The 23,338-nt window shown below is 62.3% G+C and carries 18 protein-coding genes and 2 tRNA genes; 10 read left to right on the forward strand and 10 right to left on the reverse strand.

The window, feature by feature from the left end:
• Window positions 1-196: 196 nt before the first annotated feature.
• Window positions 197-1,450: a tyrosine--tRNA ligase gene (gene tyrS / locus FJ414_RS29065; RefSeq protein ID WP_140647798.1), complete on the forward strand. Its 1,254-nt coding sequence runs from the start codon at window positions 197-199 to the stop codon at window positions 1,448-1,450.
• A 26-nt stretch (window positions 1,451-1,476) separates the two neighbouring features.
• On the opposite strand, the gene FJ414_RS29070 is transcribed toward tyrS, so the two are convergent.
• Complete coding sequence (locus tag FJ414_RS29070) at window positions 1,477-4,170, reverse strand: AAA family ATPase (protein WP_140647799.1); 2,694 nt, start codon at window positions 4,168-4,170, stop codon at window positions 1,477-1,479.
• Between the two features lie 179 nt (window positions 4,171-4,349).
• Here FJ414_RS29070 and FJ414_RS29075 point away from each other — a divergent pair, with 179 nt between their 5' ends.
• On the forward strand, window positions 4,350-5,786 hold the full coding sequence (locus FJ414_RS29075; RefSeq protein ID WP_140647800.1) for a pyridoxal-dependent decarboxylase: 1,437 nt from the start codon (window positions 4,350-4,352) through the stop codon (window positions 5,784-5,786).
• Between the two features lie 80 nt (window positions 5,787-5,866).
• Here FJ414_RS29075 and FJ414_RS29080 read toward each other — a convergent pair whose 3' ends face one another.
• The gene (locus tag FJ414_RS29080; protein WP_140647801.1) at window positions 5,867-9,268 is read right to left on the reverse strand and encodes a DUF3971 domain-containing protein; all 3,402 of its coding nucleotides are present in this window, start codon (window positions 9,266-9,268) and stop codon (window positions 5,867-5,869) included.
• A 95-nt stretch (window positions 9,269-9,363) separates the two neighbouring features.
• On the opposite strand from FJ414_RS29080, the gene FJ414_RS29085 reads away from it, so the two are divergent.
• Window positions 9,364-9,831: a peroxiredoxin gene (locus FJ414_RS29085; protein WP_140647802.1), complete on the forward strand. Its 468-nt coding sequence runs from the start codon at window positions 9,364-9,366 to the stop codon at window positions 9,829-9,831.
• A gap of 140 nt (window positions 9,832-9,971) precedes the next feature.
• Window positions 9,972-11,252, forward strand: coding sequence for a M23 family metallopeptidase (locus FJ414_RS29090; RefSeq protein ID WP_140647803.1), 1,281 nt, complete (start codon window positions 9,972-9,974; stop codon window positions 11,250-11,252).
• 17 nt (window positions 11,253-11,269) lie between these two features.
• Here FJ414_RS29090 and FJ414_RS29095 read toward each other — a convergent pair whose 3' ends face one another.
• Entirely contained in the window at window positions 11,270-12,496 is a 1,227-nt protein-coding gene (locus FJ414_RS29095) for an amidohydrolase (RefSeq protein ID WP_140647804.1), read from the reverse strand.
• The gene (locus FJ414_RS29100) at window positions 12,483-13,661 is read right to left on the reverse strand and encodes a M24 family metallopeptidase (protein ID WP_140647805.1); all 1,179 of its coding nucleotides are present in this window, start codon (window positions 13,659-13,661) and stop codon (window positions 12,483-12,485) included. The genes FJ414_RS29095 and FJ414_RS29100 overlap by 14 nt, the downstream gene beginning before the upstream one ends.
• A gap of 379 nt (window positions 13,662-14,040) precedes the next feature.
• Between FJ414_RS29100 and FJ414_RS29105 the strand changes: the two genes are divergently transcribed.
• On the forward strand, window positions 14,041-14,580 hold the full coding sequence (locus tag FJ414_RS29105; protein WP_319022984.1) for a hypothetical protein: 540 nt from the start codon (window positions 14,041-14,043) through the stop codon (window positions 14,578-14,580).
• A gap of 80 nt (window positions 14,581-14,660) precedes the next feature.
• Here the strand turns inward: FJ414_RS29105 and FJ414_RS29110 are convergent.
• Window positions 14,661-14,736, reverse strand: a tRNA-Val gene (locus FJ414_RS29110).
• Window positions 14,737-14,954: 218 nt separating this feature from the next.
• On the opposite strand from FJ414_RS29110, the gene FJ414_RS29115 reads away from it, so the two are divergent.
• Window positions 14,955-15,031, forward strand: a tRNA-Asp gene (locus FJ414_RS29115).
• Between the two features lie 287 nt (window positions 15,032-15,318).
• The gene (locus FJ414_RS29120; RefSeq protein ID WP_181167124.1) at window positions 15,319-16,224 is read left to right on the forward strand and encodes an ankyrin repeat domain-containing protein; all 906 of its coding nucleotides are present in this window, start codon (window positions 15,319-15,321) and stop codon (window positions 16,222-16,224) included.
• 49 nt (window positions 16,225-16,273) lie between these two features.
• Here the strand turns inward: FJ414_RS29120 and FJ414_RS29125 are convergent, their stop codons facing one another.
• Window positions 16,274-17,230: a phytanoyl-CoA dioxygenase family protein gene (locus FJ414_RS29125; protein WP_140647807.1), complete on the reverse strand. Its 957-nt coding sequence runs from the start codon at window positions 17,228-17,230 to the stop codon at window positions 16,274-16,276.
• A gap of 147 nt (window positions 17,231-17,377) precedes the next feature.
• Between FJ414_RS29125 and FJ414_RS29130 the strand changes: the two genes are divergently transcribed.
• Both FJ414_RS29130 and FJ414_RS29135 read left to right on the forward strand, forming a co-directional pair.
• Window positions 17,378-18,238, forward strand: coding sequence for an AraC family transcriptional regulator (locus FJ414_RS29130; protein ID WP_140647808.1), 861 nt, complete (start codon window positions 17,378-17,380; stop codon window positions 18,236-18,238).
• A 66-nt stretch (window positions 18,239-18,304) separates the two neighbouring features.
• Window positions 18,305-18,508 (forward strand): hypothetical protein, encoded by a 204-nt coding sequence (locus tag FJ414_RS29135; RefSeq protein ID WP_140542619.1) that lies wholly within the window; start codon window positions 18,305-18,307, stop codon window positions 18,506-18,508.
• 16 nt (window positions 18,509-18,524) lie between these two features.
• Here the strand turns inward: FJ414_RS29135 and FJ414_RS31680 are convergent, their stop codons facing one another.
• The 4 genes from FJ414_RS31680 to ugpC all read right to left on the reverse strand — a co-directional run bounded on the left by FJ414_RS31680 (window position 18,525) and on the right by ugpC (window position 21,207).
• Window positions 18,525-18,623: a putative RiPP precursor gene (locus FJ414_RS31680; RefSeq protein WP_210239401.1), complete on the reverse strand. Its 99-nt coding sequence runs from the start codon at window positions 18,621-18,623 to the stop codon at window positions 18,525-18,527.
• Window positions 18,624-18,734: 111 nt separating this feature from the next.
• Complete coding sequence (gene rbsK / locus FJ414_RS29140; RefSeq protein ID WP_140647809.1) at window positions 18,735-19,664, reverse strand: ribokinase; 930 nt, start codon at window positions 19,662-19,664, stop codon at window positions 18,735-18,737.
• A 4-nt stretch (window positions 19,665-19,668) separates the two neighbouring features.
• A complete protein-coding gene (locus tag FJ414_RS29145; RefSeq protein ID WP_140647810.1) occupies window positions 19,669-20,121 on the reverse strand; it encodes an RbsD/FucU family protein in 453 nt (150 codons plus the stop codon).
• 27 nt (window positions 20,122-20,148) lie between these two features.
• Window positions 20,149-21,207, reverse strand: coding sequence for a sn-glycerol-3-phosphate ABC transporter ATP-binding protein UgpC (ugpC, locus tag FJ414_RS29150; protein ID WP_140647811.1), 1,059 nt, complete (start codon window positions 21,205-21,207; stop codon window positions 20,149-20,151).
• Between the two features lie 280 nt (window positions 21,208-21,487).
• Here ugpC and FJ414_RS29155 point away from each other — a divergent pair, with 280 nt between their 5' ends.
• The gene (locus tag FJ414_RS29155) at window positions 21,488-23,152 is read left to right on the forward strand and encodes a sugar ABC transporter substrate-binding protein (protein ID WP_140647812.1); all 1,665 of its coding nucleotides are present in this window, start codon (window positions 21,488-21,490) and stop codon (window positions 23,150-23,152) included.
• Window positions 23,153-23,338: the final 186 nt, after the last annotated feature.

The following is a 23,338-nucleotide window of genomic DNA, read 5'->3' on the forward strand; positions in this document are numbered from 1 at the left end:
GCCCCGTCGCGGCGCATTGCGCCTGTCTTTGCGCGGCGCCTCATTACGCCAGCAAAAAGGGCGAAGCAAGGACGCGCCGCGCCCTACGCGATCGGACGCAAAGCAGGAAACCACTTTTGCTGATCGCGCTTGGATGCTAAACGCGCGCCTTCATATCAAGCATGGCCAAGTGCCCGGCGACCTCCAGGAAGAACAAATGTCCGCCTTCAAATCCGGTTTCCTGCGCATCATGAGCGAGCGCGGCTTCATCCACCAGATTTCGGATGAATCCGCCCTCGACCAGCTTTTCGCCAAGGAAACGGTGAGCGCCTATATCGGCTTCGACGCCACCGCCAAAAGCCTGCATGCCGGGTCGCTGATCCAGATCATGATGCTGCACTGGCTGCAGCAGACTGGCCACCGGCCGATCGCGCTGATGGGCGGCGGCACCTCGATGATCGGTGACCCGTCCTTCAAGGACGAGGCGCGCAAGCTTTTGACCCCGCAGGACATCGATGACAACCTCGTCGGCATCCGTCGCAATTTCGCGCCTTACCTGAAGTTCGGCAACGGCCCGGGCGACGCGGTCATGGTCAACAATGCCGATTGGCTGATGCAGATCAACTACGTCAACTTCCTGCGCGATGTCGGCCGGCATTTTTCCGTCAACCGCATGCTCGCCTTCGATAGCGTAAAACTCAGGCTCGACCGCGAGCAGTCGCTGTCCTTCCTCGAATTCAACTACATGATCCTGCAGGCCTACGACTTCGTCGAGCTCTACAAGCGCGTCGGCTGCCGGCTGCAGATGGGCGGCTCGGACCAGTGGGGCAACATCGTCAACGGCATCGACCTCGGCCACCGGATGGAGGGTGTGCAACTGTTTGCGATGACCACCCCGCTGCTCACCACCTCGTCCGGCGCCAAGATGGGCAAGTCGGCTTCCGGCGCGATCTGGCTCAATGGCGACATGCTGAGCCCCTACGAGTTCTGGCAGTACTGGCGCAACACCGAGGACGCCGATGTCGGGCGCTTCCTGAAGCTCTACACCACGCTGCCCCTGGACGAGGTGGCGCGGCTGGCGAAGCTCGGCGGCTCGGAGATCAACGAGGCGAAGAAAATCCTCGCCACCGAGATCACCGCCATGCTGCACGGCCGCGACGCGGCCGAGACCGCGAGCGAGACGGCGCGCAAGACCTTCGAGGAAGGCGCGCTCGCCGACACACTGCCCAGCGTCGAGGTAGCCAAATCGGACCTCGAAGCCGGGATTGGCATCCTGGCGCTGTTCGTGAGCGCCGGGCTGGCCGGCTCGAACGGCGAAGCGCGCAGGCATATCCAGGGCGGCGCCGTGCGCATCAACGACCAGGTCCTGACCGACGACCGGCACGTCGTCACGCTTCAGGATCTCGGTCCGGAAGGTGTCGTGAAGCTTTCGCTCGGCAAGAAGAAGCACGTGCTGGTCCGGCCGATCTGACCAGGGCCCATCATCGGGGAAAGCTATTATGCGGTGCGCATCCTGTTACGGACCAGCTCCGTGAACGGCCTTGCCCCAAGGGCTTCGAAGATCGTCAGCGCCTCACGTTGTGCCGATCCGTCGCCCCCAAGCAGCGCGAGAGCACGCTCGAATGGGAGACCTATGTCACTCCACATGTCTGCCGCGCGACGCCAATTGCCAGCAAAGTACGCGCAATAAGCAGGAGCCATGTCTGAAGCGTCGGCGATTTTCTTGCCGAAAATCATTTGTTGCCAGAAGAACAGCTCGCCATGGATGGCACGGCTCGGCATCATTGCCTCCGCACGCTCAAGGAAATACAGAGCCTCTCCGGCGTCTACTTGTCCTAGCCAGGCACGCTCCGCCTGCAAGATGGCGTAGGGCGCGAAACGTTGCAGTTCCAGCCCCTTGTCCAGGTGTTGGCGAAGCCGCGCTATCAACGGAACGCTCGAGGAGTCACCACGCCGCGTCCATACCCGAGCCAATGCTACCATTGCGGGGTGGCGGACGAAGGGGGTGGCATTTTCGCTGTTAACCACCGGCAACGCCAATTCTGCTGCCTCGTCCCATTGCCCCTGGCGCACAAGCAACTCAGCCAACCAGCCCCGCATGTAGTTGACCCAGGTGTCTAGTTCGCGTTCGAGGCAATATTCGATACCTCTATCCAAAAACGTCCTTGCTTCAGGAAGGCGAAGCAAGTCGATATCGACGCAAGCGCGATTTATAAATGCCCGTGCCGCTTCTTCCGGCAAGTCTTGGTCGAGTGCAATTTCAAGGCTGTGATCGAGTTCCTGCCGAGCTCCGTCGGCATTTACCCATCTTTCAACCGTTCCAATGTTGTTGAGCGCGTGGCACGCGATATCAGGGCGGCCTAATCTTTCCGCAAGCGAGATCGCCTCCTCGCCGTGCCGTAGCGTATCGTCAACCCGATCAGCCAACATCGAAAGTTGCGAAAGATTGGACTGAGCCATGGCCAATTCAGGCCCTGGGGGCCGGGTGCTGAGCAGAGCAATGGCTTTCGCGCCGTGTTCTTCAGCTGCTTCGCGCTCGCCAAGAAGATAACTGTATCTTGAAAGCCAACGAAGACTGTCCCCCTCTTTCAACACGTCCATTTTTGCCTGATGAAGGCTGCGGGCCTTCTGGCATGCTCCGATAGCATCGTTAATCCGACCAACCAGATGGCACTCGAAGGCATATTTGTCATAAATTTCAGCGCGCTGCTCTGGGTTGAATGCATCAGCTTGCTGCAACGCTGTTTGGTAATGTCCCACCGCCTCGTGATGCGCGCCCAGCCGAGCGGCCTGCTCGGCGGCCCGTGGCGCAAACTCGCGCGTTGCTTTGAGGTCATGCGCCTCGACAGCATGGTGCACCAGGCGCGCCATCGAAGCGTTCCCTATCGCTTTTAAAGCTGTAAGCACTCTGAAATTGAGGCCACGCTTAACTGGCGGTGGCAAGGCAAGTTCAATCGCTCGACGCGCAATGTCATGTCTGAATGGATAGTCTTCGCCGATCTGCAACAGAATCCCGGCAGCAACACATTCAACAAGCAAACCGAGAGTGCCAGGTCCGCAGATTTCCTCCATGATCTCAACATCGGCACTGCGTGGAAAAACCGAGACCACGTCAAGCAGGGTCCGTGCTTTGGGCGACAGATGCTCGGCTCGTGCTAAGACGGCATCCGAAACGCTCGGCGGAAGAGTTTGACTGGGCCCGGCGCGAAGCAATTCCGTCACGAAAAAGGCGTTGCCACCGGTAGCGAGGTAGATGGACTGCCCGTTCTGTCCCAGTTTGTTGGCAAGCGCAGCTACTCCCGCTTCGGTCAGCAGCGGCACGTCAATGCGTACGACATTGTTCACCGGGATGTCGCTCAAGGCGCGACGAAGACGTCTCTGTCCTTCACTATCATCATTGCGAACCGTCAGCAGCAGCAGAGCTCCGGTACTACGAATTCGGCGTCCGAAAAATCGTATGAAGTCGAGCGTCGCATCATCTGCCCAATGAACATCTTCAACGACCAGCAAAGTTGGTTGCGGACCAGTGTCGAAGACCTCCAACGCTCTTGAAAAGATGACCAATCGTTGGCCCGTGCCAGAAGGGATCGTCCAACCGGCCTCGCGTGCAAGATCATGCAGTGGACCAAGAGGATCGGGAACGGACAGATTTTCGCAAGAACTACGCAGGATCCGGGTATGGCTTGCAACGCTGGCCGCAAATGCCTCCACAAGGGAGGTCTTTCCCGCTCCGGACTCGCCCAGCAACGCAATCACGCGTCCACGCTTCTGTGCTGCGTCTGATAGTAGTCGATGGAGTTGATCCAATTGTGTTTGGCGTTCCGCCAGCGGCAGCTCACTTTCTGTGAGTTCCCGTCTGCGACCGATCTCGACGTGCAGCACTTCCTCCGTGAACAGATAGCCCCGGCGCGGCACCGTCCTGATCAGCTTTTGCTCCTTGTCGCCAAGGCTGCGCCTTATGTCGGAAATGCATTGGGTCAGCGAGTCTTCTGTGACAGTGACGTCGGGCCAGGCAGAATTCATCAACTCATTCTTGGGCACGACGCGCCCGGCGTTGCGGATCAGATAGCCTAGCAGCTCCATTGATTTCGGCCGCAACGCGACCTCGCCCTCCTCTCCGCGCAAGAGCCCGTTACCGAGATCTAGTGCAAACCCGGCGAAGCGGTAAATCGGCGAGTGCAAGACGTTCACCTAGATGCTCATTATTCTCAGAACTGTTTCAGCGTTTTTTCAGGCTGCTTTCGGGACATGTCATTCGAACCGTCGCAATCTCGCACTCATTCGTTTGTCGAAGCAATCGGGATCGATGAAAGTAATCCGCGAGGGCCAAACCTCCTTTGGGTCTCCATCTCGTCGAAAGGGCCCAGGTCATGAGCGCCGCGCTAGAACTTGCTTGCCAGGCGGCAGGTGAATGGATCACGGGGTTGGGTACCCGGCCAGTTGGAGCCACGGCGGCCTTGCCGGAGCTCCGGCGATCTTTTGGCGGTCCCTTGCCTGCGCATGGCTTAAGCGCGGAGGAAGTCGTGCGGACACTGGCAAGGGACGCCGCCCCCGGAATGCACGGCAATGCGGGTGGACGTTTTTTTGCCTGGGTGTTTGGCGGTGGACTGGAATCCGCGCTGGCGGCAGACTGGCTCGTCGCCACATGGGACCAGAACGCCGCGCTTTATTCCGCCAGTCCTGCTTCGGCAGTGATCGAAGAGATCGCCGGAGAATGGATCAAGGAGTTGCTCGACCTACCACGTGACGCTTCTTTCGCGTTCACCAGCGGTTGCCAGATGGCGCATGTCACGGCCCTTGCCGCGGCGCGGTTCGGGCTGCTTGAGCGCGCCGGCTGGAACGTAGAGGATGACGGACTGTTTGGTGCGCCCGCGATACGCGTGCTGACCAGCGACCAACGGCACGTCACCATAGACCGTGCGGTGCGCTTCCTGGGCATCGGCCGCAACGCCCTTGAAACGTTGCAAACCGATGAGGATGGGCGCGTCCCTGCTGCCGCGCTCGACAGAGCGCTTTCGAGTGGCTCCGGGCCGACCGTCCTCGTACTCAACGCCGCCGACCTGAACATCGGCGCGTGCGATCCGTTCAAGGAGTTGATCCCGCTGGCACACTCGGTCGGCGCCTGGGTTCATATCGACGGGGCCTTCGGCCTGTTCGCACGTGCAAGCGGGACATACCGCGATCGGCTCGACGGCGTGGAATTGGCGGACAGTTGGGCGACTGATGCTCATAAATGGCTGAACGTTCCGTTCGATTGCGGCATTGCCATAATCCGGGATCGCACGGCGCATCGCGCGGCGATGACATCGAGCGCGTCATACGTCGCGCCGACATCCACAGCGCGCGACCAGTCGGACTGGAACCCGGAATACTCCCGCCGCGCGCGCGGGATTCCCGTTTACGCCGCGCTGAGGGAACTCGGCCGCAGCGGCGTAGAGGCTCTGGTCGACCGCTGTTGCATGCATTGCGCCGACATCGTCGACGGGATTGGCGAACTGCCGTGTGCGCAGATACTTGCACGGCCCACACTTAATCAGGGCCTGGTCCGGTTCGGCCGACCGGGAGCGTCACCCGAGGAAAACGACGCTTTCACGGACGAGACAATTCGAAGGATCAACGAGACCGGCGAAGCCTTCTTCTCGAGTACAACCTGGCGCAACCGTCGCGCCATGCGGGTCAGCGTGGTTAACGCGCGCACCACCGAGTCGGACGTCAGGCGTGCGATTGCGGCCGCGACAAGCGTATTGCTGCGGAATTTTGACGAGAGCGTCGCGAATCGAGCGAGCAATCGCGACAGCAATGGCTAGCAAGGTTCATGGTCGTGAATTCGGCCCAGGCGAACGAGCCTCCGATCGATCTCGATGGCTGAGCCGGTTGATGTTTGGTCTCAACGATACTCGAAGATCGAGCGGAATATACCCGGCGCCACCACCGATAGCGGATTGATGTTGAGCGTCGGCTTGTTGGCGTTGCCGCGCAGCCGATAGGTGACGCCGATCAGTCCGCGGTCGCGTCCGTTGCCGAGCAGCGGCCCGAACAACGGCAGCTCGCCGAAGATGCGATTGAGACCATAGACCGGCATGAAGGTCCCGGTCATGTCCATGTTGTTATTCGGGTCGTAGAGCGTGCCCTGGAAGGTCGTGCCGATGCGCGGGCCGCGCAACAGGCCGTTCGCCAGTTTCAGATAGCCGGAGCCCTTGTCGATCTCGGCAAAGCCGCGCTCGAACTGCACCCTCGATGTATCGATGTTGCCTTTGACGGCTTCGTTCAGGCTGCGTGTATCGCCGGCCGGCGTTGTCGACACGATCGAAGCCAGCTTGGGCTCGTTGACCACATAGAAATTGCTGGCATCCACCTGCCCCTTCATCGGCCCGTCGCCGGCGCCCGAGAGCGACAGCGTGATCGCGCCGCCTTCCATATGCTCGTAAACGTTGAGGAAACGCAGGATCGCGCCGGCATCGGCCGACTTGACCCGAAGCGAGCGGCCGCCCTCGCTGGTGGTGTTGTTGATCGCGATCGCGGCGCCGGAGCTTGCCGCGGCCGTGACGTTGAGCCCGTTCACGCGCGATCCGGCGGCGCTGTATTCGAGCTTGAGGTTGGAGAGCACTTCGTCATGGAAACCGGTCAGCGATGCCACATCGGCGCTCACCGAGATCGCACCGTTGCCGGCGCCCTTCGTGGCGGTATCGACATCCGAGGTGAACTGCTTGATCAGCGAGCGGGCGTCGAGCGACGCGCCGCTGACATCGACAGCGTAGCTCTTGCCGGAACGCTTGACCGAAACGGCAACGTCGTCGCCTCTGTTCAACGCGACTTTGCTGAAGCGGGCCGCGGACAGCGAGCCGTTGACCAGCGTCACATTGCCATCGATCGAGAAGCTTTTTCCGCCGAGATCGAAATCCGTCAATGTGGTGGTGCTGCCGGACTTCGCCATGTCGAAAGCGACCTTGGCGGGAATGCCGGCGCCCTTGCTCCAGCCTGCCCAGGGAATGTCGAGCCTGGCGTTGGTCAGGTCCGCCGAAACCTGCTGGGCGCCCTCGCCGCTCTTGTCGATCGCCACCTTGATGGTTCCCGAAAGCAGGTCCGACAGGCCGGGCATGCTGGCGTTGCGCGTCTTGTCGTCGAGGACCAGTGTAACCTTGCGTCTTCGCGCCGGCCCGTCGTTGGCAAGCGGCTCGATCAGATCGAGTTCGGCCGGAATGCCGTTGAGCTTGGCCTCGGCGGAAATCACCGCCTGCTTTGGCCCGACGGTGATTGAGCCATCGGCGTCGGTCACCGTCTGGTCCTCGAACGGCTTGGCCAGCGACAGGTTTTGATAGTCGAGCGAAACCAGCCAATCGAGCGTCGAGGTGTCCATGCCCCTTGTCAGCGGAATGTCCGCCCTGACGTGGCCGGTGAGGGTGCCGGACAGGTCTTCCGGCGCCAGTCCGACATGGCGCATGGCATTGATCGGCTCGTAGGAGGCGAGCTCGGCGATCGCCGGCGCCTCACCCGCGACGTCGATGTCGAGCTTGCCGACCACAATCGGCAGGTTCGCGTTCTTGATCGTCAACGTGCCGCCGCTTGCCGCCACGGTGCGGCCGCTCGGCATATAGACGCTGCCCGAGGAGAGCGTGATGTCGACATCGTTGCCGTGGAACGCGACGACGCCGGCGGCGTCGCGGACCGGCGGGATGCGCCCGGCGGTATCGAAGCGCGATCCCTCGATCTGGAAACGGCCGAACACTTCGTCGCCGGTAAGCGGCACGCCGTTGCCCAGGCGCCCCGGCACGACCTGGAACTGCAGATTGGCGTCGGTCACCGTGCCGCCGAACAGATTCCCCAACACCCAAAGCCGCGCATTGCGGGCCGAGAACCACGGCCATAATTGCTTGACATGCGAAACCGGCATGTCGTGCACGTTGAGCGACAGCGATACGCCTGGCGGGCCGTTGTCGATGAAGGCGACAGTGGCCGCGCCCAGCACCTCGCCCGATCCGCCGGAGCGCACGCCGATCTGCTCGGCGACGAGCTTGCGGCTCTTTGGCTGGTAGACTCCGGCGATACGGGCCAGGAACTGAAGCGCCGGTTCCGGCGATTCCGAAGGCGCCAGCGTCGAACCGTCGCTGGTGAGGTCATAGCGGTAGGCGGGCTCCTCCCCCGCCACTGCCGGCTTCGGCCCGATCGATCCGGCGAGGTCGAAGCTGGAGCGGCCGCTCCTGATCCGCAGCCGGTCGACCGAGATCTTGTTTGAACCGGCCACCAGCGTGGCATCGGCATCGACATCGGTCGGCAACAGCCCGCGTTCGTCCAGGTCGAGCACCGAACCGTCGAGCGAGAGCGAAGCCGCCAGGCGCGATGGGCTGTCGCCCGACGCTTCCGAGCCGGAAAGCTTCAACGCGATCGAACCCAGTCTGGCGCCATCGGCCGCCGGGGCGACCTCGGTCGAACTGCCCTCGCCGAGGGCGCCTTCTATCTCAAGGTTGGCGTCCAGCGACGAAATGCGCCTGGCCGTCGCATCACGCGTCGCCGAGGCGGTCAAGGTCGCGCGCCGGCCATCGACAACGGCATCATAGGAGGCCTGCATGCTTCCCGTACCGGTCTGAGCGACGGTCGCCGAGGCGACGGTAACGCGCTTAACCAGCCCGGTGTCAGGCAGTTCGAACTCGACATTGCGCAGATCGATCTGGCGCATCGAGTCCTCGCGCACCGCATCCAGCGCGTCATTGACGCCTGAAAACACCGCCGCCGACAGTTTCTCCGGGTCGACAAGGCCGTCCTCGTTGCGCAGCGCCGCCGTCCAGTCGCCGCCGCCGGAGGGCATGGCGGCCACCACGATGCGGGCGTCGGAAAATCTGGCGCTGGTCAGCCTGACATCGCCGGAAAGCAGCGGCAGCAGGCGCATGCCGAAACGCACGCGCCCGATATCGGCCATCGGCTTGCCGTCGGCCGTCTTCAGGCTGACATCGTTCACCTGCAGGGCGACGAAGCTCGACCCATCGAGCGTCAGCCGCGCCGCGCCGACAGTGACTTGGACATCGACGCCGGCCAGCTTCTCGATGGCGGTCTCCGCCTCGGTCCGGAGGCGCTCCGTGCCGATACCGGAGGCGCCGAGGACATAGACGCCCGCCGCCGCCAGAAGCACGAGCGCGCAAAGTCCGGCAAACATCCGGCCGAGGGTGCGGAAACGCCGCCGCACCGCTGCCCGGCCGAGCGGCGGCACACTGCACGCGGACGGAAGCCTCGCCAGGTCGGTGATCTCGTCACGCCTGAACCTGATCTTCTCGTGCTGCGGTTCTTCCTGATCCAAGCAATATTCCGTTGTGACGAACTCGTCGTGGACGAATCCCCGCTTCACGTTATATCGATGATTTCCCGCGCGTAACCGCAAACAAGGGCATCGATATGGCTGATCTCGACGTGGGCGACGCAGCGCCCCAATTCGATCTTCCGCGTGACGGCGGCGGCTCTTTCAGCCTCGCCGCGCTCCGGGGTAAGCCGGTTGTACTCTACTTCTATCCGCAGGACGACACCACAGGTTGCACCGCCGAGGCCATCAGCTTCTCGCAGTTGAAGCCGGAGTTCGAGAAGGCTGGCGCCGTGGTGATCGGGCTGTCGCCCGATAGCGTGAAGAAACACGACAAATTCAAGGCGAAGTACGATCTCACCGTCGATCTCATCGCCGACGAGGAGCGCAAAGTGATCGAGGCCTATCAATTGTGGGTCGAGAAGACGATGTACGGGCGCAAATATATGGGTGTCGAGCGCGCCACATTCCTGATCGGCAAGGATGGGCGGATCGCCCGCGTCTGGCGCAAGGTTCGCGTCAAGGGCCACGCCGAAGAAGTGCTTGAGGCCGCGCGCGCGCTCTGAGCCGCCGACACGTCCTATCACAACCCGGCACTCGCGATGCTGGCAAAGATTGCGCCGAGATCCCGGCCGGCAAAACTTTGTTAACCCTAATAATGTGTAATCAGGCTTGTCGTTGGTCCCGTAACGAAAGCTTGGTCCCCGTGAAACCAACCGGTCAGTCAGCTGTCTTCGGCAGGCGTAAGGAACCGCACACGGTCATCATCGCCCGGGGCAACGAGATAAGGCATTTCACCATCCGCCCCTGGCTCGCCGCCTTCATCGGCTCGGCCCTGGCGGCGATCGCCATCGGCTATTTGCTCGCGACTTCCTATCTGGTGCTGCGCGACGACCTGATCGGGGCCACGACAGCAAGACAGGCGCGCATGCAGCAGGCCTATGAGGACCGCATCTCGGCCCTTCGCGCCCAGGTCGACCGCATCACCAGCCGCCAGCTTCTCGATCAGCAACTGATGGAGACCAAGGTCAGCGAGCTGCTGGCCAGGCAGACCCAGCTCAGCGAGCGGCACGGACGGCTTGGGCCGATCCTCGAGCGCGCCGAGAACGAGGTCGGCGACGTTCCCGCGACGAGCGCAGCGGCGCCTAAGCCCGACGCAAATCCAGAGGTCACCGGCAGCCTTTCGCAGGCGCCGACCTATTCCGTCGCATCCTTGAGCGCCGGTGACACCAGGCCATTCTCGCTCTGGTCGACAAGATCCGACCCGCTTGACGGCGAAACGGCCGCCGACCGCGCCGACAAGCTGTTCGTCTCGATCAATACGTCGCTGAAGGCCATCGAGAACCAGCAGCTTTCGCGCATCACCACGCTTGCCGACAACGCCTACAAGAATGCCGACGCCATCGCCCAGGCGCTGGAAGCGGCGGGCCTGCCGGTCGACAGCGAGTTCGGCAAGAGCGACGTCGGCGGCCCACTGGTTCCGATTGATCCCTCGATGGTTTTCGACAGCAAGGTCAAGGAACTCGACGAGGCACTCGATGCGCTCGATGGGGTCAAGAAGGAGGCGCGCAAGCTGCCGCTCGCCAACCCCGCTCCGGGCCATACGGTGACCAGCCCGTTCGGTGTGCGCACCGACCCGATCCTCGGCACCGCCGCCTTGCATACGGGAATGGATTTCAGGGCGCCGATCGGCATGCCGGCCAAGGTCACGGCCGCCGGCACCGTCACCAGGGCCGGGTGGGCCGGCGGCTACGGCCGCATGGTCGAGGTCGACCACGGCAACGGCTTTGCCACACGTTACGGGCATTTGAGCGAGATCGATGTAAGTGTCGGCCAGAAACTCGCCGCCGGCGAGGTCATCGGCAAGACCGGCAGCAGCGGCCGTTCGACCGGGCCGCACCTCCACTACGAAGTGCGTCACGACGGCGAGGCGGTCGACCCGCTGCGCTTCCTGACTGTCGGCAAGAAGGTCGCGCAGTACCTCTAACAGATTGGCGGTCCTCGCTAGACGCCAGGATTCTCCTGCCCGGCCAGGTACATCGTTGCCGCGGAAACCAACGTAAGGACGCCGTTCTTCAATGCGGCCTCGTCGACGCGAAACCTGGAATGGTGAAGCGGATAGACCGATCCGACCTCCTCGTTGCGGATGCCGAGCCGGAAATAGACCGACGGACGCTTCTCGCTGTAGTAGCCGAAGTCATCGGCGATGCTCCAGCCGGGCACGGTGAGGACATTGTCCGCGCCGATGCTGGCCTTGGCGCTGGCAAGGATCAGTTCGGCCATTTCGGCATCGTTGACGACGCCTGGTTCGCCGCGATGGATGTCGACCTTCACCTTGGCGCTATGGCTGACCGCTACGCCCTCCAGCACCTCGCGAACCCGGCGCCAGGCGCGCTCCCGGGTGGCATCATTGCCGCTGCGTATTGTGCCTTTCAACGCGACCTTGCCGGCGGTGACATTGTAGGCATTGCCGCCATTGATGGCGGTCACCGAAATGACCAGCGGATCATAGGGATCGGTCTCGCGCGAGACGATCTTCTGCAATTCGCTCACCATGGAGCAGGCGACAGTCAGCGCGTCGACACCTTCATAGGGTTTAGCCGCATGCGCCGCCGAGCCGGTGACCAGCACGTCGAACGTGTCGCATGCCAGAGTGTACGGCCCGGAGCCGACGGCGACCTTGCCGGAAAGCGTGTATGGATCGACGTGGACGCAGATCGCCGCGTCGACGTCGTCGAGAAGTCCCTCCTCCACCACCCGCTTGCCTCCTGACGGCTCGTCTTCCTCGGCCGGCTGGAAGATGAGCCGAACGGTCCCGCCGAAACTTTCGCGTGAGCGATGCAGATGCGCTGCCACCGCAAAGCCCATCGCGGCATGGGCGTCGTGGCCGCAGGCATGCATCACGCCTGAATTTTCCGACGCATAATCGACGCCGGATTCCTCTTCGATCGGCAAGGCGTCTATGTCGGCGCGAATGGCGAGCTTGCGGTTGGACGGCCTGCCGGTGCCGACGATATCGACTGCAAGCCCATAGCCGGCGACGTCGCGGATGTCGGCGATACCTTCGCTTGCCAGCATCTCCCGCAAATAGCGTTGCGTGCCCGCCTCGCGGTTTGAAAGCTCCGGGTAACGATGCAAGTGACGGCGGATCTCGATCATCCGATCGAGAATTCCGGCATCGATGTCGGCCGCGGTATCGCTTGCTGAAGACGGCCGGTCAGGCTTTGACATGGATATCCCGCGGGAACTTCGTCAGCGTCTCGTTGCCAGTATCGGTCACCAGAATGGTCTCGCTGATCTCGATGCCCCAGCCGTCCATCCACATGCCCAGGATGGAGTGAACGACATTGCCGGCTTGGAGCACCGTCTTGTCGCCGGATCTCAGGCTGATCGTATGCTCGCCCCAATCCGGTGGATAGGCAACGCCGATGGAGTACCCGATGCGCGATTCCTTCTTCAGCCCGTGGCGCTGGATGACCTTGCGCCAGGCGGCTTCGACCGCTTCGGCGGCCGTGCCCGGCCGCACCGTTTCGAGCACCGCATCCATGCCCTCGATCACAGCCTTTGCCGTGTCCGCGACGCGGGTCGGCGTCTTGCCGAGCTGCATCGTCCTGGCGAGCCCGGCGGCATAGCGGCGGCAGACGCCGGCTAGCTCAAGCGCGATCGTTTCGTCCTTTCCGAACCGCCGGTCGCTCCACATGATGTGCGGCGCGGAAGCGTTTTCGCCGCCGAGGATCGTCGGCGGCAGCGCCGTGATATCGCCGGCAAAATCGGGACTTCCGGCAATCTGCGCCGCCTGGATGGAAGCAATCGCATCGCATTCGCGCACACCCGGCGCAATGACTTCGTAGGCCCGCGCGACCGCCGCCTCAGCTAGCCTCGATGCCTTACGCAGATAAGCGATTTCCGGCGCCGACTTCACCGCGCGGATCCAATTCACGAGCAGGTCAGCGTCGTGCCATTTCGCATTGGGCAATCCGGCGACGAGCCGCGCATGCGCCTTTGGCGAAAAATAATAGGCTTCGAGCTCGATGCCGATATCGCGGCTGCCCCAGCCCTTGGCGACGATCCACGCCGCGATCCAGTCCATGGGATGCCGATCGGCGCGCTGGACATGGTCCTCCGGAAATCCGACCACGTTTTCCGGCTTCATCCAGGCCGTCAGCAAGCCGCCGGCCGCATCCATGGCGCGGCCGATCCAGACAGGCTCGGCATCCTCGATCGGAACAAGCACCACCTGCGGCGTGTAGAACGACCAGCCGTCATAGCCGGTGATGTAATGCTGGTTGGCGACGTCGTTGACGATCAGGAGTTCGATGCCGCGCTTTGCCATCTCGGCGCGGATTTTTGCGAGCCGCTGCTGGTACTCTTCGCGGGCAAAAGGCAGTTCAATCATCTTTTCTCCTCACCGGATCGATCTGGTCGGGGACGAGCCGCGGCTTCCCCTGCCGCCCACCATCGCGGTGGTTTTGACGGTCGGCAATCGGCCAGGTCAACGCATAGGCAGGGCCTGTCCCGATGATTGCCCCTCGCTCCTGGCCGGTAAGGCCGTGGCACCCCTGATCCTGACACGGCAGCGACTTGTCCGCAGCTCCCGGCCGATGGCTTGAGCGCCGAACGCGATCGAAGCCCAAAAGCTCGATGTCGGCTAAGGCGACCGGCAGACGGCCGTCAAAGTGCTTGCCTGACAGCTCCCGACAGCAATCAGGCATTCATCGCGCATTTAGTCGGTCTGCGATAGGATGCCTGCGTACAACCAAACCGGGAGACAATTCGTGTTAAAAACTTTTCGCGTCTCGATCCGAACGATGCTGGCCTTCATGTGTCTGGCCGGGCTGGTCGCCGCGGCGTCCGCCCTTTTCCCCACCTCGGCCTCGGCGCAGCAGCTGCGGCGATGCGCCGATGAAGGCGGCATATGCCGCTTGCCCTATCCCACGGAGGTCGTTTACGGCGCACGGGGTCGAACAACCTCGCGGTTTTTCGATCGCCAGTCCGTGCCTTGCTCGAATCGCCTTTTTGGCGACCCCGCTCCCGGCCGCGACAAGGCCTGCTATTTCGTGGCGCGCGGCGGCGGTTATGGCGATGACAACAATTACGGGGACAATGATTACGGCTCACGTCCGGACCGCGGCGAATGGGTAGCCTGCGCCAGGGAGGGTGAGTTCTGCGGTTTCCGCGGCCGCGCGATGGTCAGATACGGCGCACGTGGCCAATACACGCAGAATGTTTTCAGAAACGGCGTCCGCTGCGGCAACAACGCTTTCGGCGATGATCCCGCTCCGGGCGCTCACAAGCGCTGTTACGTGAGGCAGTAGCGGCCTGAACCCGGTTCTCGACAAGGTGGCGGCCCTGTAAGGGCCGCTGCCGCATTCTGCGTTCTGCTTGTTCGGCGGACTGGTGGGCGATGACGGGCTCGAACCGCCGACATCTTCGGTGTAAACGAAGCGCTCTACCAACTGAGCTAATCGCCCGCTTGAGCGCGGACCTTTAAGCAGTTAGGGCCGTATTCGCAAGGCCAAATGAACGGACGGCGTGCGCCCTGCAGTGCGGATTTTCCCAGGCTCAATGGCGCTGTCAAAAAACCTTCTCCTGATTGCTATAATGCTTGAATGCCGCGCTTGACACCCGCAGGCGAACCCCTTATCCAGCGCCCCAACGACGAACACGGTTGACACGTGCTCGTCAGTGCGCGGGTGTAGCTCAGTCGGTTAGAGTGCCGGCCTGTCACGCCGGAGGTCGCGGGTTCGAGCCCCGTCACTCGCGCCATTCATTTCCCAATGGCTATATTCCAAAGTGACTCCTGACACTGGCGGGAGAAAGAACGGGACCTTGTAGGCAGCCGAACGAGAGCGCTTCGGCCGTCTCCGCTTGGCCTTTATATAAGCATCTGCTAAAGTTAATTTTTACAAGAGTCCGAGCCGCCGTGCGAGCCAACCTTCCGCGCTTTTCCCAGCAGTGGGCCGGCCGCGTGATTGCACGCCAGCCAATGCTGGCACTGCCGATTGATGCTGTCTCGCAGTTGGAGGGGCGCAAAACTCATCACGGAGGATGCGATGACCAGTCCAAGCATGTGGATAATATGGGCTTCGTGGTTTCTTTGGCTTTTTACCCTGCCCGTCCAAGCAAGCAGCTTGGGTGACCTTGTCAGACACGGCGACACCGCGAGGGTGGCTTCTGCCTTGGACAAAGGCGCCGCCGTCAACGAAGTTGACGGTGTTACGGCGCTCTATATCGCCTGTGAGGGCGGGAATGTCGAAATAGCAAAGCTTCTGATAGATCGTGGGGCGGACGTTAACATGCCCGTCAGCTGGCAAAGAACGCCACTCTACGCTGCCAACAATGGTGGCTACCCAGACATCGTGAAGCTGTTACTGGATAACGGAGCCGATCCAAATCAGGTGGCGAAATCGCAATCCCCGCTGCACGTGGCTGCCGAGAAAGGCTGTCTTCGTTGCGTAATCCATCTCGTGGACGCTGGAGCAGACGTCAACGCGCTGACATCAAATGGAAATCCACCCATACACCTGGCCAAGCTCGGTGGTCACGAAGACGTCGTCGCCTACTTGCGGGATCACGGCGCCGGACGACCGGCCATTGCGCCGATTTCGGCGCGACTTGCATCGGCAAACGTTGAATCGGGCAAGGGGATTTTCGACCAAACATGCGGGGTCTGTCATCTTTCAGCGCCGGGCCTCAAGGTTCCCAAACGGGTCAATCTTTGGGGCGTTGTAGGGCGACCAAAAGCTTCGCAAGGCGATGTCCCGTATTCATCGGCTCTAAAGGAAGCGGGCGGCACATGGACCTTTGAAGATCTCAATTCCTTCATCTCAAACCCGGCATTCGCATTGCCTGGAACAGACATGATTTTCCCGGGCCTGCGGGACGAGAACCAGCGAGCAAACCTGATTGCTTACCTGCGGACCCTGAGTGACAAGCCGTCGCCGCTTCCCGAGAATTGATTGCTCCTGCGGTGCTGCATGGTGGAGGAGCGGACCCCTAAAAACGCCATCATCCGTTCCAGCTGACCAGCCCCAACAACCTTTCGCCGAGCGGCGTCAGCTTTGCCGTCTCGGCGTTTCTCTTCTCCCACCCGCGCGGATCGCCCGCAAAGCCGGCGCGCCGCGGCGCCTCGCGCTCGCGCCAGGATCGGATCCGCGCCTCGCGTTCGACGAGATTGCCCTCATCGGCCGGGAACATGGAGATGTACTGCGCCATCCTCACCTTGCCGTCGGATGTGTTCGGCGCCACGCCATGCGCCAGGAGCGAATTGAAGATCATCAGGTCGCCCGGGAAAAGTTCGAGCTTCTCGATCCTGTCCTCGATCCCCCTCATGTCCGGGTGGTGCGGATCGCGGTCGGCTGGCTGGGTTTTGACCCATTCATCGAAATGCTCGAACAGATAGGGCACACATTGGAAACCGCCGATATCACCGCCGTCCTGGTGAACCAGCGAAAGCACACCCTGGACCGAGATCGGCTTGGGCTCGAGCGAGGTGTCGGCGTCCCAGTGGATGAAACCAGGGGATGCGCGTCTGCCCTTGTTGGGGGTGTTGAGGTTGGCGCGGTCGATGGCGACCCACAGATCCTCCATGTCCCAGATGTCGACAAAGGCGTCGTAGACGCGGCGCGCCATGCGATTGTCCCACAGGAGCTGGTGGTTGTAGATCTCGACCATGCCGGCGTTGTTGATTTCCTTCAGCGCATAGTCGCGCCGCTGGGTGACGTCCCAAGTCGTCGGATCGCTGGGGTCCTTTTCCTCGAATTGCCAAAGCAACCCCTTGAGGCGCTCGACATTTTCCTTTGGCACTGCATTGCGCACGATCACGAAGCCTCGCTTTTGCCAGTGGGCAAAATCCTCATCTGAAAGCACGCGCAGCGGAAGCATTTTCTTGATCCTGGACAATTGGGTCGTTACCCGGCTGGACGTCGGGTGATCGTCCTTGGTGATGTCCTTCGCGTGGGCCATCGATTTCCTCCTCGATCTTGTCTTGTCGAACACGAGGCTAACCGAACGGCGGACCTGCATGTTGCCCCTGACAGGCCATCAATGATACTATTCTGGCGTCCATCATTCTTTCTACGCCGTTCGAGGCAAATTCCTTGGTGGCACGCCATGAAGCCGTATCTTGAGAAAGTCACAATCGCCGATGACGCCTCATGGTCGATGGTAAGGGTCCCGCGCGACCCGACCATTCCCTTCGAATGGCACCATCATCCGGAGTATGAACTGACGTTCACCCTGAACTCGCGCGGGCGCCGCTTCGTCGGCGACCATGTCGGCAACTATGACGATGGCGATCTCGTGCTGCTCGGCCCGAACCTGCCGCACACCTGGTCTTCTTCGGGCAAGATCGACGTGGGCAGGCCGCATCTGGTCATGGTCATCTGGTTCCGGCCCGAATGGGCACGTGGATTGACCGGGCTCCTGACCGAGCTGCGACCGGTCGCCGGCCTGCTGGAAAGATCGGCGCGCGGGCTGAAATTCTCGCAAGGCGCGACCGGGCGCGTCAGGGCGCGTATCGAAGCAATCTTCGACAAGCCGCCCGCGGAGCGGCTGCTCGACCTCATTTCGGTCCTGCTGACGCTTGCCGGGGATGACGAGGCCGAGCCATTGACTGCGCCGTCCCGTTCGCCCTCGTCCATCGCCTCGAGCGGATCGCGCATAGACCGCGTGCTGGACTATCTGCACGCGCACTACACCGACGATCTCAGCATCGACCGTCTCGCCCGCCTCGCCGCGCTCAGCCCGTCAGGCTTTCACCGCATGTTCACGCGGCACACGCGCTTGACCCTGGTCGAGTATGTGACACGGCTGCGCATCGGCGAAGCCTGCGCCCTTCTCACAGAAGAAGACAAGCCGATTGCCTACATCGCCGAGCTTGTCGGCTATCGCTCACTGGCCAATTTCGGCCGTCAATTCAAGGCGTTGAAAGGGCTTACGCCGCGCGAATATCGCGGCAGGTTCGCCAGCTGAGGTCTTTCTCGGAACCATTCCAACCTTGTCCCGTTCAGCCCACGGGCGAAAAAACGGGAGATAAAGATGGCTGTGAGATGCCGGATTTCCATCGACGACGAGAGGGATGTCGACGAGCTCGCCTTCCAGGAATTGCCGCGGGTCGGCGAAAGCGTGTCGATGCCGGTCGAAGGATCGAGCAGGGACCTGCGGGTGCTGCGCGTCGTGCATATGCCCGGCAGCGAGCAAGGTGCAACGACGATGCTGGAACTGACCAGCAGGATTCTGTAGCGCTGTCCTTGGAAAATCATTCGCCCAGGACAACCCCGGACGCGATAATCTGGGCCGTCCGTTCGGTGAGCTTCTGACGCTTCACGAGCGTGGGCTTTTCGTAAGGCTTTTTCATCCTACCGTTCCAAATCGGCGCCGCCGGCAGGACGATGAACGCGCTCGCCTCGGTAGCGTTCCGGAATAAGCGGCCTCTAACAAAGCCGCGAAAAATGGACTGCGGGAGGTCTCAGGCCCTGGCGAGCAGCGCTTCGACCTCTTTGAGGGTCGGCATGGACGGCGCAGTGCCGGGGCGCGTCACCGAAATGCCGGCGACCGCGCAGGCAAAGCGGATGGCCTCCAGCGGCTCGACGCCCTTTGCCAGGGCCGCGGCCAAGCCGCCATTGAACGCGTCACCTGCCCCCGTGGTCTCGACCACCGGGCCGGCATTGACCGCGCCGACATGCTCGGAGCGGGTCTTGGTGTGCAGCAACGCGCCTTTCTCGCCGAGCGTCACGATGACGGCGCCGACACCCTTGGCCAGCAGAGCGTCGGCGGCGCGGCGGGCGTCGTCGATCGACGAAACCTTGATGCCGGTCAGTCCTTCGGCTTCGGTCTCGTTGGGCGTGACATAGTCGCAGAACGCGTAGATGCGGTCGGGCAGGCTGGCGGCCGGCGCGGGATTGAGGATGGTCGTCACCCCTGCTCCACGCGCGATCTCCAGCGCCTTCAATGCCGCGTCGATCGGCTGTTCGAGTTGGGTGACGAAGACGCCGGCGGACCGGATGAGTTCGGCATGCACTTCGATGTCGGCGGGCGAGATCAACATTGCGGCGCCTGGGCTGACGATGATGGCGTTGTTGCCGCTGCCTTCCTCGACGAAGATATAGGCGGCACCCGTATAGCTGTCCGCCGTGTCGATGACGGCGCTTTTCACGCCCGCGTCCTTCCACGTCTGTTTGGCCATGTCGGCGAAAGCATCGACGCCGAGGCGCGTCAGGAAGGTGATGTCGGCGCCGAGCTTGCCGGCGGCCACGGCCTGGTTCGATCCCTTGCCGCCCGGGCCGAGCTTGAAGGAATTGCCGAGGATCGTCTCGCCCAGGCGCGGCTGGCGGTCGGCGCGATAGGCGGTGTCGGCGACGAACACACCCAGGATCACAACAGGCTTGCCGGTGGCCATGTCCTTACTCCGCATCCGGCGGCACGACGCCCTTGCGGAAGGCAAAGCAGCCATAGAAGCGGCGCTCGCCGGTCTGGATCACGCAATAGGCTTTCTTGGAGCGCTCGTAGAAGGCATAGCGCTCGATCGAGATCATCGGCCAGGGCTTGCCCTCGGCCCTGTCGATCTCCTTCTGCACCTCCTTCTGCACCGGCGGGATTTCGTTCGGCTTGCCGACGATCTCCATGCGCGCCGCCGCATCGTTGACGAAAGTATCCAGCGGCAAGACCGACAGCACCGCCTTCACCACTTCGGCCGCCGTCGCATCGATGCGCAACAGCTTGCCGAGCACGGTTTGCCGCGCCACCGAATCGGACGGGAAATTGGTGTCGGCTATGATCAGGTCGTCGCCATGGCCCATCGCCCGCAGCGCCTGGAGCACATCGGCATTGAGCAGCGGATTGATCCCTTTGAGCATGGTTTCCTCTTGAGGGGTTGTGTGCGGTCAGAGACGCTTGCCGGTCCCGGCGTCGAAGAGGTGGACCTGGTCGAGACGCGGCTTGAGCTTGAGCGTGTCGCCAGGCTTGAAGTCGTGGCGCTCGCGAAACAGCGCCACCATCTCGCCCTCGCCGAAGCGCACGAAGGCCAGCGTCTCGGAGCCTGTCGGTTCGACCACCGAGACGGTGGATGCGACGCCGTCCGGATGGATCTCCAGATGCTCCGGCCGCACGCCGTAGACAACGGGCTGGCCATCCTCGGCGGCAACTCCCGACGGCATCGGGAATGCCGTGCCCGCGATCTCGACGACCGGCTTCTCAGCCTTCTTCACGGTGCCCTTGAGCAGGTTCATCGAAGGCGAGCCGATGAAGCCGGCGACGAAAAGGTTCGCCGGCCGATCGAACAGCTCAAGCGGCGCGCCGACCTGCTCGATGCGGCCGTCGCGCATCACGACGATCTTGTCGGCCATGGTCATGGCCTCGATCTGGTCATGGGTGACGTAGATGGTGGTCGTCTTCAGCCGCTGGTGCAGCTCCTTGATCTCGGTGCGCATCTGCACGCGCAGCTTGGCGTCGAGGTTGGAAAGCGGCTCGTCGAACAGGAACACCTGCGGATTGCGCACGATGGCGCGGCCCATGGCGACGCGCTGGCGCTGGCCGCCGGAAAGCTGGCGCGGGTAGCGCTTGAGGTACGGAGCAAGGTCGAGGATGTCGGCGGCACGCTTGACGCGTTCGGCGACGACGGCCGGATCGGTGCCGCGCAGCTTCAGCGCGAAGGCCATGTTCTGCTCCACCGTCTTGTGCGGATAGAGTGCATAGTTCTGGAACACCATGGCGATGTCGCGCTTCGCCGGCGGCAGGTTGTTGACGACGCGGTCGCCGATCGAAATCGTACCGCCGGAAACGGTCTCCAGCCCGGCCACCATCCTCAAAAGCGTGGACTTGCCGCATCCTGACGGACCGACCAGAACGACGAACTGTCCGTCGGCAATATCGACGCTGACCTCATGCAGGACCTTGACGGTTCCGAACGCCTTGGCCACACTGCTGATCGCGACTTGAGCCATCGTCTCCCCTTTATCGTTTGCGGTGAAGCTAGCCATTGCCAACGGCGACGGCAAGTCGGTATCTTATAGATAAAAAGCCAATCTTGTTGACAAGGTAATCGATTACGCGAATAGTGGCGAGTGCCAATCCGAGAGCAGGCCTGTTACCCTGAAATCGGAGCTCCGGCGACGCAGGGTGGGGTCCCACGTCCGGTATGATCGAGGAGAACCGAGAGACGCTTCGACGTCCGAGAGATTGGCACTTCAATTCAATGGCTGTTGTTTTGGGAGGAACCTGTAGATGAGAGTCGATCTGTATGAAAAACTGATGCGCGCCGGAGCCAACCGCCGCGATCTGCTGAAGGGCGCGGCCAGCATGGCCGCAATCGCCGCCGCCTCCGGCGCCGGGCTCGGCGCGCTGACGAGGCCGGCCGCGGCCGATGACGACCTGCGCAAGAAAATCCTGCAGATCCCGGGCGTCGGCAAAGGCCAGCCCACCGACGCCGACTTCCAGAAAGTCGGCGAGCTCTGCCTCGAAGCGACCAAGGCCAATGTCAAGGAAGGCGAGTTCGCCGGTGTCGAGCTGACCTTCATGGGCCTCAACAATCAGAACCTGCACAATGTGCTGTTCCGCGGCTTCCTGAAGCCATGGGAGGCCTATACGGGCGCCAAGATCAGCTGGATCGACCTCGCCCAGGCCGACTACAACGCCCGCCTGCAGCAGTCGATCGCCACCGGCACCGTCGACTTCGACATCATCGAGATGGGTGCGCCCTTCGAAGGCGATGTCTGCGGCAAGGGCCTCACCTCCGAGATGCCCGACTGGGTCAAGAAGCAGATCGACTTCGACGACCTCGTCAACTACCTGAAGCCGCCGGTCGGCACCTGGGACGGCAAGCAGTATCGCGTGACCATCGACGGCGACACGCACAACTTCAACTACCGCACCGACGTGTTCGCCGATGCCGATCTCGCCAAGCAGTGGAAGGACAGCGGCGCAACCACCGAATGGGGGGTGCCGAAGACCTGGCAGGAAGTGCAGGCCGTCACCAAGTTCCTCAAGGGCAAGAAATTCAAGGGCCAGGACGTTTATGGCTATCTCGACGCGCCCAAGCCCTGGGGCGGTTTCGGCTTCTACTTCCTCGGCAGCCGCGCCACCGCCTACGCCAAGCATCCCGACGACAAGGCTTGGCTGTTCGATGCCGACACCATGAAGCCGCGCATCAACAATCCCGCCTGGGTGCGTGCCATCCAGGACGTGATCGACGCCCTGCCGTCCGAGCCCGCCGACCAGATCAACGCGGATCCCAACACCACGGCCTTCCAGCAGTTCCTGGCTGGCACCGGCTCGATGATCCCCTGGTGGGGCGACGTCGGCTCGAACGTCAAGACCAATGACTCCTCGGTCATCGGCGACGTCACCGGCTTCTCGATCCTGCCGGGCTCCGACGACGTCTACAATTCCAAGACCGGCAAGTGGGACAAGCTTGCCAGCGGCCCGAACTATGCGCCGAACTGCGCCTATCTCGGCTGGGGCGTCTATGTCATGGCCCGCGTCGACAAGGACGAAAAGAAGAAGAAGGCGGCATGGTCCGCCGCCGCCCATCTCGGCGGCAAGGACCTGTCGATCTGGACGGCGATGTACCCATCGGGCTTCCAGCCCTACCGCAACTCCCATTTCAACATTCCGGAGTGGGTGGCGGCCGGTTACGACGAGGCCTTCATCACCTCCTATCTCAAGTCGGAAGGCGATTCCTACAACCATCCGAACGCGGCGATCGAGCCGCGCATCCCCGGCATCTTCCAGTACTACTCCGCCGCCGAGGACATTCTGGCCAACACCTTCGCCGGCAAGATGAAGGCGCAGGAAGGCGCCGACGCCATCGCCGCGGCCTGGGAAAAGCTGACCGACCAGATCGGTCGCGAAAATCAGGTCAAGCTCTACAAAGCCTCGCTCGGCATGTAGGCTGGCTTGTGAGACGTCGCGGCCCGGTGGCACATCGTCACCGGGCCGCGTCTTTACCGGCTTGGCCGGTTTGATGCGTTAGAGCAATTCCAGGAAAAGTGTGAGCGGTTTTCCGTCCGGAATTGCGTAAAAACAAAGAGATAGAGCGGTTCGCCGTTTCTATGAAACGGTGAAGCGCTCTAGGGC

The organism is Mesorhizobium sp. B3-1-6 (assembly GCF_006439555.1).
Classification (GTDB): domain Bacteria; phylum Pseudomonadota; class Alphaproteobacteria; order Rhizobiales; family Rhizobiaceae; genus Mesorhizobium.

Coding starts and splice junctions, on each gene's coding strand:
- tyrS (WP_140647798.1), top strand. CDS start 197: ATGTCCGCCTTCAAATCCGGTTTCCTGCGCATCATGAGCGAGCGCGGC.
- FJ414_RS29075 (WP_140647800.1), top strand. CDS start 4,350: ATGAGCGCCGCGCTAGAACTTGCTTGCCAGGCGGCAGGTGAATGGATC.
- FJ414_RS29085 (WP_140647802.1), top strand. CDS start 9,364: ATGGCTGATCTCGACGTGGGCGACGCAGCGCCCCAATTCGATCTTCCG.
- FJ414_RS29095 (WP_140647804.1), bottom strand. CDS start 12,496: ATGTCAAAGCCTGACCGGCCGTCTTCAGCAAGCGATACCGCGGCCGAC.
- FJ414_RS29100 (WP_140647805.1), bottom strand. CDS start 13,661: ATGATTGAACTGCCTTTTGCCCGCGAAGAGTACCAGCAGCGGCTCGCA.
- FJ414_RS29120 (WP_181167124.1), top strand. CDS start 15,319: ATGACCAGTCCAAGCATGTGGATAATATGGGCTTCGTGGTTTCTTTGG.
- FJ414_RS29125 (WP_140647807.1), bottom strand. CDS start 17,230: ATGGCCCACGCGAAGGACATCACCAAGGACGATCACCCGACGTCCAGC.
- FJ414_RS29130 (WP_140647808.1), top strand. CDS start 17,378: ATGAAGCCGTATCTTGAGAAAGTCACAATCGCCGATGACGCCTCATGG.
- FJ414_RS29135 (WP_140542619.1), top strand. CDS start 18,305: ATGGCTGTGAGATGCCGGATTTCCATCGACGACGAGAGGGATGTCGAC.
- FJ414_RS31680 (WP_210239401.1), bottom strand. CDS start 18,623: ATGAAAAAGCCTTACGAAAAGCCCACGCTCGTGAAGCGTCAGAAGCTC.
- rbsK (WP_140647809.1), bottom strand. CDS start 19,664: ATGGCCACCGGCAAGCCTGTTGTGATCCTGGGTGTGTTCGTCGCCGAC.
- FJ414_RS29145 (WP_140647810.1), bottom strand. CDS start 20,121: ATGCTCAAAGGGATCAATCCGCTGCTCAATGCCGATGTGCTCCAGGCG.
- ugpC (WP_140647811.1), bottom strand. CDS start 21,207: ATGGCTCAAGTCGCGATCAGCAGTGTGGCCAAGGCGTTCGGAACCGTC.
- FJ414_RS29155 (WP_140647812.1), top strand. CDS start 21,488: ATGAGAGTCGATCTGTATGAAAAACTGATGCGCGCCGGAGCCAACCGC.